Source organism: Patescibacteria group bacterium, from assembly GCA_028715115.1.
In the GTDB taxonomy this organism is placed as follows: Bacteria; Patescibacteriota; Patescibacteriia; order UBA2591; family UBA4787; genus JAQUSN01.
Window position 1 is genome coordinate 194,663 of record JAQUSN010000002.1, and the last position, 9,237, is coordinate 203,899.

The 9,237-nt window shown below is 35.4% G+C and carries 12 protein-coding genes; 3 read left to right on the top strand and 9 right to left on the bottom strand.

What is annotated here, in order from left to right; all coding sequences use genetic code 11:
* Positions 1-29 precede the first annotated feature (29 nt).
* The 4 genes from PHV78_03550 to PHV78_03565 are packed head-to-tail and all read right to left on the bottom strand — an operon-like array spanning position 30 to position 4,390.
* Entirely contained in the window at positions 30-1,532 is a 1,503-nt protein-coding gene (locus PHV78_03550) for a thymidine phosphorylase (protein ID MDD5396299.1), read from the bottom strand.
* A gap of 8 nt (positions 1,533-1,540) precedes the next feature.
* Entirely contained in the window at positions 1,541-2,839 is a 1,299-nt protein-coding gene (rbcL, locus tag PHV78_03555) for a type III ribulose-bisphosphate carboxylase (GenBank protein ID MDD5396300.1), read from the bottom strand.
* A 4-nt stretch (positions 2,840-2,843) separates the two neighbouring features.
* The gene (locus tag PHV78_03560) at positions 2,844-3,467 is read right to left on the bottom strand and encodes an HAD-IA family hydrolase (GenBank protein MDD5396301.1); all 624 of its coding nucleotides are present in this window, start codon (positions 3,465-3,467) and stop codon (positions 2,844-2,846) included.
* A complete protein-coding gene (locus PHV78_03565) occupies positions 3,464-4,390 on the bottom strand; it encodes a translation initiation factor eIF-2B (GenBank protein ID MDD5396302.1) in 927 nt (308 codons plus the stop codon). The genes PHV78_03560 and PHV78_03565 overlap by 4 nt, the downstream gene beginning before the upstream one ends.
* 140 nt (positions 4,391-4,530) lie before the next feature.
* Here PHV78_03565 and amrA point away from each other — a divergent pair, with 140 nt between their 5' ends.
* The 3 genes from amrA to fmt all read left to right on the top strand — a co-directional run bounded on the left by amrA (position 4,531) and on the right by fmt (position 6,582).
* The gene (amrA, locus tag PHV78_03570) at positions 4,531-5,049 is read left to right on the top strand and encodes an AmmeMemoRadiSam system protein A (protein MDD5396303.1); all 519 of its coding nucleotides are present in this window, start codon (positions 4,531-4,533) and stop codon (positions 5,047-5,049) included.
* A 4-nt stretch (positions 5,050-5,053) separates the two neighbouring features.
* Positions 5,054-5,515, top strand: a complete 462-nt coding sequence (locus tag PHV78_03575; protein ID MDD5396304.1) for a hypothetical protein — start codon at positions 5,054-5,056, stop codon at positions 5,513-5,515.
* A 104-nt stretch (positions 5,516-5,619) separates the two neighbouring features.
* Positions 5,620-6,582 carry a methionyl-tRNA formyltransferase gene (gene fmt / locus PHV78_03580; protein MDD5396305.1) on the top strand — a complete coding sequence of 321 codons (963 nt, stop codon included), beginning with the start codon at positions 5,620-5,622 and terminating at the stop codon, positions 6,580-6,582.
* Positions 6,583-6,607: 25 nt separating this feature from the next.
* Here fmt and PHV78_03585 read toward each other — a convergent pair whose 3' ends face one another.
* The 5 genes from PHV78_03585 to PHV78_03605 form a co-directional block, all read right to left on the bottom strand.
* On the bottom strand, positions 6,608-7,510 hold the full coding sequence (locus PHV78_03585) for a hypothetical protein (GenBank protein ID MDD5396306.1): 903 nt from the start codon (positions 7,508-7,510) through the stop codon (positions 6,608-6,610).
* A 4-nt stretch (positions 7,511-7,514) separates the two neighbouring features.
* The gene (locus tag PHV78_03590; protein MDD5396307.1) at positions 7,515-8,231 is read right to left on the bottom strand and encodes a hypothetical protein; all 717 of its coding nucleotides are present in this window, start codon (positions 8,229-8,231) and stop codon (positions 7,515-7,517) included.
* A gap of 54 nt (positions 8,232-8,285) precedes the next feature.
* Entirely contained in the window at positions 8,286-8,627 is a 342-nt protein-coding gene (locus tag PHV78_03595; protein MDD5396308.1) for a hypothetical protein, read from the bottom strand.
* Positions 8,628-8,634: 7 nt separating this feature from the next.
* Entirely contained in the window at positions 8,635-9,057 is a 423-nt protein-coding gene (locus PHV78_03600; protein MDD5396309.1) for a hypothetical protein, read from the bottom strand.
* Positions 9,054-9,237: hypothetical protein (locus tag PHV78_03605; protein ID MDD5396310.1), on the bottom strand; the 184-nt coding region annotated here is incomplete at its 5' end. The genes PHV78_03600 and PHV78_03605, both read right to left, overlap by 4 nt.

Sequence of the window (9,237 nt, forward strand, 5' to 3'; positions counted from 1 at the left end):
ACCTATTTTTGTATTTAAAATAAGTCAATTTATTTAATTTTGTAAATCCAAATCTTTTTCAAGGCCTCTTTAGCCGCACTTAAATGTAAAATACTGCTAGTGTAAAGAGTAAACAATACATCGCCAGTCTTAACCGGTTCCTTGATCATTTTATGAAAATATATTCCGGCGGTTTTTGTACCCGGAGCGCCAAGCAATCGGCAGATTTCAACTAGATTTTTATTATGCACCTCGGTTATTCTGCCGGTTTTATGCGCGATAATATCAAGTTTTATCTTGCCTTGTTTTATTTGTTCAGAATCCAGAGGCTTACCGCCTTGAATAGTGATAATTTGTTTCATTTTTTTCCAAGCATTGCCATTAATTAAGGCTTTGCGCGAAAAATAAGAACCCAACCCTTTCTTGACCTTGCCGGTTAATTCTAATAATTTGCCTGCTAATAAAATAGACTTTTCTTCTAGGTCAATCGGCCGATTCTCTTTTTGTTGTAAAACGCGTAAGACGTCTCTGGCTTCAAGTGTCGGACCAATACCCTTGCCAATCGGGCCTTTAACCGATTTACTGATAATAATTTTTATTTTAATATTAAATTTTTTAGCTAAAAATAGGAATAAGTTAGCAATTTTGCGAGCATCTTTCATATTTGTTACTTTGGCGGTCGGTCCGACCGGAATATCTAAGATTAAATGAGTAACTCCTTCGCCCACCTTCTTCGCAATAATTGAAACAATCATTTTATTATATAATTCAATCCCGAGCTTATAGACAATGCTTAAAATTCGATCATCGGCTGGCGCAATGTCTTCGGCGCCCCAAACCAAGAAAGCGTTTGCTTTTTTAATAAACTTTTGTAAATCTTTGGCGCCGAAAGTTACGGGTGCTAAAACTTCGAACGTATCAGCAGTGCCAGCCGCCGAAGTAACGGCCCTGGTTGATGTTTTGGGAATAATAATGCCGTAGCTGGCGATTATTGCCACGATAATTGGTGTAACTCGATTCCCAGGAATACCGCCAATAGAATGTTTATCGACGACAATATTGCCAAATCGAAAAATTTTTCCGGTATAAGCGATGGCTTTTGCTAAATAGAATAATTCTCGCCGAGATAAACAAGTGCTCTTTGAAAAAGCGCCGGCGACAAAAAAGGCCATTTCAGCATCATCTAATTTATATTCTACTACGTCGTTAATAATCGAATAAATTTCTTTATAAGATAATTTTTTGCCCAATATCTTTTTTTGGATAGCCTTTATAGATTCTGAATGAGTTGATAGGGTGAGTTGAATTAATTTATTATTTTCAAATCGGCACTTATTAATAATATCTTCAAATAATCCAATTTGACCCGGCTTAACCATGCTGTCGGTAATATCGACAATAACCTCTCTAGTGTGTTTGCCCCAGCGCAATAATAACTGATCGCCGGCCCTTAGGCCATTTCTTTGCGCATCGGCATTATTAATAATCACCACCCAAGGACTGCCTGTTTCGATATCTAGTTTTTTGACGCGAAGGAAAAAGAAATTTTTCATAATATTATCTATAAATTACTTTTATTTTTCCAGTAATCGAGGGCGACTTTTAGTTCAGGACGGGTTTCGGCAAATTTCTCTAGCGGGATATGGCTCATGGCCGCTTCAACAGAAGCGCGAGCAGCCTTAGCGCCAGCATAAGTGCCGTCCGGATGGCCATGAATACCGCCGCCAAAATTTATAATAAGGTCTTTGCCTAATATTTTCATCAATCGAGGCGTTAAAGCCGGATGCAATCCGCCCGAGGCGATAGGCATAACCGGCTTAATCTTACTTAAATCTTCTTTCAAGCTATGGAAATGCCCCCAATCTTCCTTTAATAAATTATCAATATCGGTTACTTCAGACTTTTCGCCTTCCATTTTACCAACTACGGTTCCGGTGTGGAGCTGATCAATGCCGGCCAAGCGCGATAGATGGGCAATCACCGACATAGCAATGCCTTGATTTTTGCTACGAGTAAAAGTCGAATGTCCCGCTCGATGACCATGAATAATCAGCCCTAAGTTTTGCGCTCGCAACTCTTGAATCGAAGAAAAGCCGGTGCTTACAATATCAATCATGGCACAAGTACCGCCCATTTTTTTAATATACTTAGCTCGCTTAATCATTTCACTGGTTGGAGCCGTGACATTAAAAGCACAAACCTTTTTTTCGCCGGTTTTTATTTCTGCCTTTTTTGCTAAGGCTAAAGTTAACTTTACCCGTTTAGTAAAATGATTAAAGTCTTGATCTGTTAAATTTTCATCATCTTTAACCAGGTCTACTCCACCCCTAAAACAATCATAAGCGCACATGGCGTGTCCGGCAGCGGATAAACCCAACTTCGGCTTAACAATGGCGCCGACTAAAGGACGATTATATATTTTTAATATTTTTCTAATGCCGGGAATGCCAAAACGCGGCCCAAGAAAAGAGTTAACATATTTTTTAGGAAAATATACGTCTTCTAGGCGAAGATGATCGACTATTTTCATGCTAAATATATTTCCAGCGCAACCTGATAAAAATTGCGGCAAGTTGCCTAATTCAAAAAGCCTTAATGGATAAGCAATTTTTATTATTTTGCTTTTTGGATCTAAATAAAAAACCTTAGCGGCTAAGTTATCTTTCATTTTTTGCGTCAGAGTAATTAATTCCGTCCAAGTACCAATGGACGATTCAGCGGCTACGGCTACGGCTGCCTCGGCAAACTTCGCGCCTTTGGCCGGCTCTAGGCGAAAAGTACAAATTATAAACCTTTCCCAACCCGGCCTAAACCTCGGCTCTAGATAGCCACCGAACTTTAAATACTCTGATTTTGGCATAGATTTATTTAATTAAAATATTAAATTTTTTAAGTTCTTTTTTTAATTTTGGATAAGTAGTTAAATGAATCGAATGCATACCAAGTTGGCGTGGCGGCAAGACGTCGTCGCCCAATTTATCGCCAATCATTATCGCCTCTGATGGTTTGCACTTAGCTATTTTTAATAATTTTCTATAAATTTTTAAATCAGGCTTAATTACACCAACCTGGAAAGAGAATAAAGGATAATCAATATAATCTAAAATTTTAGTCTTTTTAATCTGTTTTATGGCAAAAATACTACTATTGGATATTAAAGCCGTCTTATAATTTAATTTATGAAGTTGTTTAAGTAACTGAATAGTATAAGGATAAAGCTCTGTTTTTGCCTCAGCTTTGTCTCTAATATTTATTAATAAATCAATATTTTCCCTAGTTTCTAATAGGCCCATATTATGGCAGAGATTTCTGTAGGCCCTATATTTAGATTTCCATCTTTTTGTTTGTAATGATGATTCAAATATCTTAATAAATTTATCCTTAGGAATATTTAAAGCAGTTTCTTCTAAAATTTTAGATGTACTACTATAAGGAACTTGCCGATATGCCAGAGTTTTCCATAGATCGAAGATGACTAATTTTATCATAATATCTCTGGATATAATTTTCTGACATACTTTTTTATGTCTTTTGGCTTAACAATGCCAACCTCGCAAATTATACCGGTTATCCAGTCGGCTGGAATTAAATCAAAGGCAAAATTAATAATTTTTAAATTTTTAGGCGCACTGGGCCAAACTTCTTTAGGAGACCTTCTTTCTATTTTTATCCAAGAATGATGATAAAATTTTAATAATGGCGCGACAACATATAAAGGAGATTTTTCGAGATATGCCGCGGCAGAAATAGCATGGCTGCCAATCTTATTGATAACTGATCCATCAGCTAAAATGGCGTCAGCGCCGATAACTATTTTTTCCATAGCTAAATATTTACCGGAATATCTAGAAATTAAAAATCCAGCCGAAGAATCGGTGACCATAGTAGTATTAAGATGAGCCTTCAAAAAATCTTTACTGGTTTCGCGACCCTGAAACAATGGCCTGGTTTCGGTATTGAATACTTTTATTTTTCGTCCATTTTTATGCGCGTCAATGATGGTTTGAATGGCGAGCCATGAATGACAATGAGTCAAAACATCGTCGCCATCTTTAATAATTTTTCTGCCAAAAGGTATAATTTTTTTACCAGCATCGCTTATTAATAAGATTATCTTATCGCAAGCAATATCAAGGCAGTCTTTTGCCTCGACGACGTTATTTATTTTATTTTTTTCTACGCTCTTTATAATAAATTTTACGCTATTTTGCGCCAACGGCTCGGTAGGTCTGGCAGAAATTAAAAAATTGGCAGACTTTTTTAGTTCTTGTTGCCAATTTTTTAAATTATTTGTTTTACTGCTTAAACCGCACTTGCGTAAAGACGAAATAACCGCCATGGCCACTGCTGTAGCGCCTTGAATTTTTAATTTTTTTATATTATTAAAGGTATTATTAATTTGCTTATTCATAAAGGTGTTTATGGTCTTAAATAATTATTATTGTCAGTGAACATTAACCCGCTTCGACTCTATTGAGCGAGGCGAGTAATACAGGACTTTAGTATAGCATATTTATTTGCCAAAAACAAGAATTTTGCTAAAATAACCATATGGATAAATACGTTGAATTAGCAAGAAAATCAATAGAATACTACTTTATACACAAGGCCTTAATGCCGATACCGATTAATTTACCCAAGGACATGGTAAATAACAAAGCCGGAATATTTGTTTCCTTACATTCCAAAGACGGATCATTGCGTGGCTGCATTGGAACAATTTTACCTGGCGAAAAAACATTAGCAAATGAAATAATTTCTAATGCCGTTTCAGCCGCATTTTATGATAATAGGTTTTCACCTCTGGTACAGAGCGAATTAAAAGATCTCGATATTTCTGTTGATGTTTTAACCGAGCCAATAGCAATTAATACTCCGGACGAATTAGATGTTAAAAAATATGGCGTTATTGTTAAAAATAAAAATGGCCAATATGGAGTTTTATTGCCGGATATTAGCGGTGTTAATTCTGTAGAACAACAAATAAGCATCGCCGCTCAAAAGGCGGGAATTGATCTTGAAAAAGATAAAATATATTTATATCGTTTTGAAGTTATTCGTCATCATTAAAATTATGGCCGAGAAAAAAATCAAAAAAAGCAAAAAAATAAAAAAAGATTTAAAAGAAACCGACATCCAACAAGTCGTTAATCATTATTTTTATAGCAAGGGGTTAACTTTAGGCGAGATTAAAGAGAACGCTAAAAAACAAAAAATAATTTATTCCCGATTTACCAGACCGGCTAAACAACTTTTAGATTTAGCTGGTTCAGTTGAACAGGCCAAAGCAGCAATTGATCGCGTCGCCGAGTGGGCAAAATCTCGAAAACTAGATTATGCCATCGAAACTATTTTCAAAAAGTGGCTGGAGCTGGATCGCTTACAGCCGAAAGAAATTGTTAAAAAACCTTTTTGGCAAGGCAATCGCATGGTTTGGAGCGATACTAAAAAAAGATGGTACGTAGTTAATGACGATGGCGAGTGGCTTGAGTTTGACGGACAAGAATCAGAGATAGAATGGCGCATTCAAAAATAAAACTCCATACCAAATATTCTTTATATATATTGAAAGTAATAATAAAAATTTATATATCAATCAATTTTATAGAAATATAAAAATAATTTGGTGTAGAGTAAATCATGAATAATAATTTAAAAATTGTATTTTGGGGAACACCGGAATTTGCGGCGATTATTTTAGACAAAATGATTAGCGCGGGCTATAAGCCCATGGCTATAGTAACCGCGCCGGATAAACCGATTGGCCGAAAACAAACTATACTCCCTTCTTTGGTAAAAAATTTAGCTGTCAAAAATAATATTACCGTCTTTCAACCGGAAAGAATAAAAAACAATGATACATTTTATCAACAGCTTAAGGGTCTAAAGGCTGATTTATTTATAGTTGCTGCTTATGGACTGATTATTCCCGATAAAATACTACATTTGCCTAAATATAGCGCTTTGAATATTCACCCGTCTTTATTGCCTAAATATCGAGGATCATCCCCTATTCAGGCTGCTATCTTAAATGGGGACAAAGAAACAGGTACAACCTTAATGTTAATGGACGAATTAATGGATCATGGCCCGATTATCGCTAATGATAAATTAAGTTTGGCTGGCGATGAAACCTGCGAAACTTTAACCGCAAAATTAGCCGAATTAAGCTCTAAATTATTAATCATTACCATCCCGAGCTGGATCGATAATCGCATAATTCCGACTCCGCAATACCACGATCAATCTACTTACACAAAAATAATCGACAAAAAAGATGGGCGCATTGATTGGCACGCACCAGCCATAGAAATAGAAAGGGCTGTTCGCGCTTACTGGCCATGGCCCACCGCTTATTCTGTGATTAAATCAACTGATAAAAATATAGATCAAAAGAAAATTAAAATATTAAAAGCAAATATTTTATCTGAAAAATCTGATTATCCATGTGGTACAATAATTAAAATTGATAAAAAAATAGCCGTAGCAACCGGCCGCGGTTTATTAGAAATAATAGATGTGCAGTTAGAAGGTAAAAAAGTAATGACCATTAACGATTTATATAATGGCCATCCTCAAATAGTTGGTTCGCTTTTTTTATAAATATTTCGCTCCGCTTCAGCTGATCTTATCTAACGGAGCGTTTTTTAATTACAAAAATTAACACAACAATTAATAATATGATTATAGCAAGAAGTAGATATGTATTTAAAATATTTTTAGCCGGCTTGATTGATTCTATGGTTTCATTGCCGGCTTTATCAACGGCTTTAACTTGAATGACTTGTTTTAAGGTTTGATTTTTCAAGACATAAGGGCTGTCTGTTTTTTGCCAACCGCTTACGCCTTCTTTTACTTCGAAATAGTCAACTCCGCTTTGCTTATCTATGGTCGAAAACACAATATACCATTTATTATCAAACATTAACGGATCGCGCTGCAGTTCAATCGTAAACGCTTCGGGCGTACTCTTATCGGCAGATAATTCTTGCTGCCACTGATCAATTGGCTGACCAACAGATTGGGGTAAAATATTTATAAGAGCTGGTTCAAGAGTTAGTTTAGCGAGCGTAGCCAAACCATCGTTTAAATATACTTGAGAGTTGTTAGAAAATTGGATTAAATTATTGTCAGATGCTTTTTTTGCTTGAAAAATAATTTTTAACAATAAATTGCTCGGACCGGGATCGCCATTAATTTTACCCGAATACCCATTTGGAATTCCACCACTAAAACTAATTAATCCGTCTTGATTATTAATTGAAGGTTGATATGGAATAATTGTGAGGATCGAGTTACCAAAAGACACATCTTTCACCATTAAAACATCGACTGGAAAATTTATATAACCCTCGATAAAATTAATAATTTCATTATTATCAAGATTAATTCTAGCCATGACAACGAACTCCTGGCCATTTTCATGAGAATTATTACTTGGGTCAAAATATAAAACAGCGGCTTGTGAAGTTTTAACCAATAAAAGCGAGAAAAATATACACGCCAATATTAAAATGAGATTTTTCTTCATAATTTTACCCGGTCCAATAATATAATAAAATACTTAAATCTCGATAATTAACAACACCGTCTTTGTTTAAGTCAGTGTTTGTATTTTTAGGCTTACTCCCCCAATTATATAATAAAATAGAGACGTCGACAAAATTAATTTTATCATTTTTTACACTTTCTTCTTCGTATACCTTGGTTATAAAGTCACAATTCAAATTAAAATTAGCGCAACCTTCGGTGTTTTTCTTTTTTGGCAATGGCGTTGACGGATCTAAAACGCTGAAGAAAAGAGTTTTAGAAAAATCGGTCATAACACCATCGCTACTATATGCCTTAGATTTGGTAGTGTGTTCTCCTAAGTCTAAATTGTCTGTATCTAAATCATAGAAATATGCTCCAACTTTATCGGCGGTAAGACTTTCTATAATAGGATCATCAGAATATACATATATATTTACCTTACTATTAGGAAGCGTTTGACCAAGAATTCCGACAGTGTCTCCTTTATGTACCGCGTCAGTCGTTAAATCAATGGTTGGCGGTAAAAATATATTAGAAATGGTTGTAGTCATATTCTTAATAATATCAACCGTAAAACTAAAAGTTTGCGATCTTCGACCCTTGCTATCTTCAGTCCATAAACTAAATGTAGTTACGCCTGAAGTTGTGTCGGCTATTTCAAATTTAAAATTAGCCTGGTCATCGGCAACAAGCAGTTGGACGACTCGCCCATCACGCAAGAGAGTGACATTACTTTTTGGATAAGCCCATCCCTGAACAATAACCGTCGTTTTTTAATTTTGATTCTTTTCACCTTCGCCCCCACCACCTCCTCCTCCGCCACCTCCTCCACCAGTTCGACACTCAGAAATATTAAAAGTGCAATTATTGTAACAGCTCAGTGTTCCGTAAGAATAACCCTGAGTAACACAGGTTTGGCTGTCTAGATCAGTACCATCGCACTCTTCGCCATATTCTTTAACATTATTACCGCAGACAGAAATAACCACCTGAACATTAGTAGAAACATTTTCAGCTTGAGCTTTGTTTAAATAATAAATAGGACTTAAAAGAAGTCCTATCGCGATAGAAATAATAAAAAAAGTTTTAAATTTTATAGATTCCCGAAATAACATACATAAATTATTTTCTATGCCGCTTTATCTTTTTAATAATAATGATTAGGAAGGCAACAATAATTATCAGCGCTCCTAAAATAATTCCGTAGAACCAAATGGGTTTATCTTTTAAACCTAGGGTAGCAAAAATATCGCTAAAATCTGACTTATCAGGCGGTAAAGTTCCTTTGGGCAAAACGCTTAATGTTAATTCGCCTTGTTTAACCAAATCGTCCTTGTTAAAGATTTTAAAATAAGCCAGATAACTTCCGGCCGATAGTTGATGATTAAATTTAGCGCTAATTTTTTCAGTTTGAAATAAATCTACTTTTTTAATGCCATTATAATTGGTGAGTGAAACTATCAGATTGGTTTTTGTCTGATCATAGATATCTAAAACTACTTTAGACGGAGCTGTTTCAATACTACCGGTATTTTCTAGGTTCATCCATAATTCAATCGCCCTATTCTCTTCTGTATCATTAATTCCCACATTTCTAATTGCGCGCCTAAAGCAATATTAACCTTACCCTTGTCTGGATTAATAGGCGACGTTTTGATTCTTATATTACCTTTATAGTCGCCAAAAGATGCGTCATTGGGAACTTTCACAATTACAATGATTGGA

Bases quoted from the DNA above. Each gene is read 5' to 3' on its own strand.
- PHV78_03550 (MDD5396299.1), bottom strand. From the start codon at position 1,532: ATGAAAAATTTCTTTTTCCTTCGCGTCAAAAAACTAGATATCGAAACA.
- rbcL (MDD5396300.1), bottom strand. From the start codon at position 2,839: ATGCCAAAATCAGAGTATTTAAAGTTCGGTGGCTATCTAGAGCCGAGG.
- PHV78_03560 (MDD5396301.1), bottom strand. From the start codon at position 3,467: ATGATAAAATTAGTCATCTTCGATCTATGGAAAACTCTGGCATATCGG.
- PHV78_03565 (MDD5396302.1), bottom strand. From the start codon at position 4,390: ATGAATAAGCAAATTAATAATACCTTTAATAATATAAAAAAATTAAAA.
- amrA (MDD5396303.1), top strand. From the start codon at position 4,531: ATGGATAAATACGTTGAATTAGCAAGAAAATCAATAGAATACTACTTT.
- PHV78_03575 (MDD5396304.1), top strand. From the start codon at position 5,054: ATGGCCGAGAAAAAAATCAAAAAAAGCAAAAAAATAAAAAAAGATTTA.
- fmt (MDD5396305.1), top strand. From the start codon at position 5,620: ATGAATAATAATTTAAAAATTGTATTTTGGGGAACACCGGAATTTGCG.
- PHV78_03585 (MDD5396306.1), bottom strand. From the start codon at position 7,510: ATGAAGAAAAATCTCATTTTAATATTGGCGTGTATATTTTTCTCGCTT.
- PHV78_03595 (MDD5396308.1), bottom strand. From the start codon at position 8,627: ATGTTATTTCGGGAATCTATAAAATTTAAAACTTTTTTTATTATTTCT.
- PHV78_03600 (MDD5396309.1), bottom strand. From the start codon at position 9,057: ATGAACCTAGAAAATACCGGTAGTATTGAAACAGCTCCGTCTAAAGTA.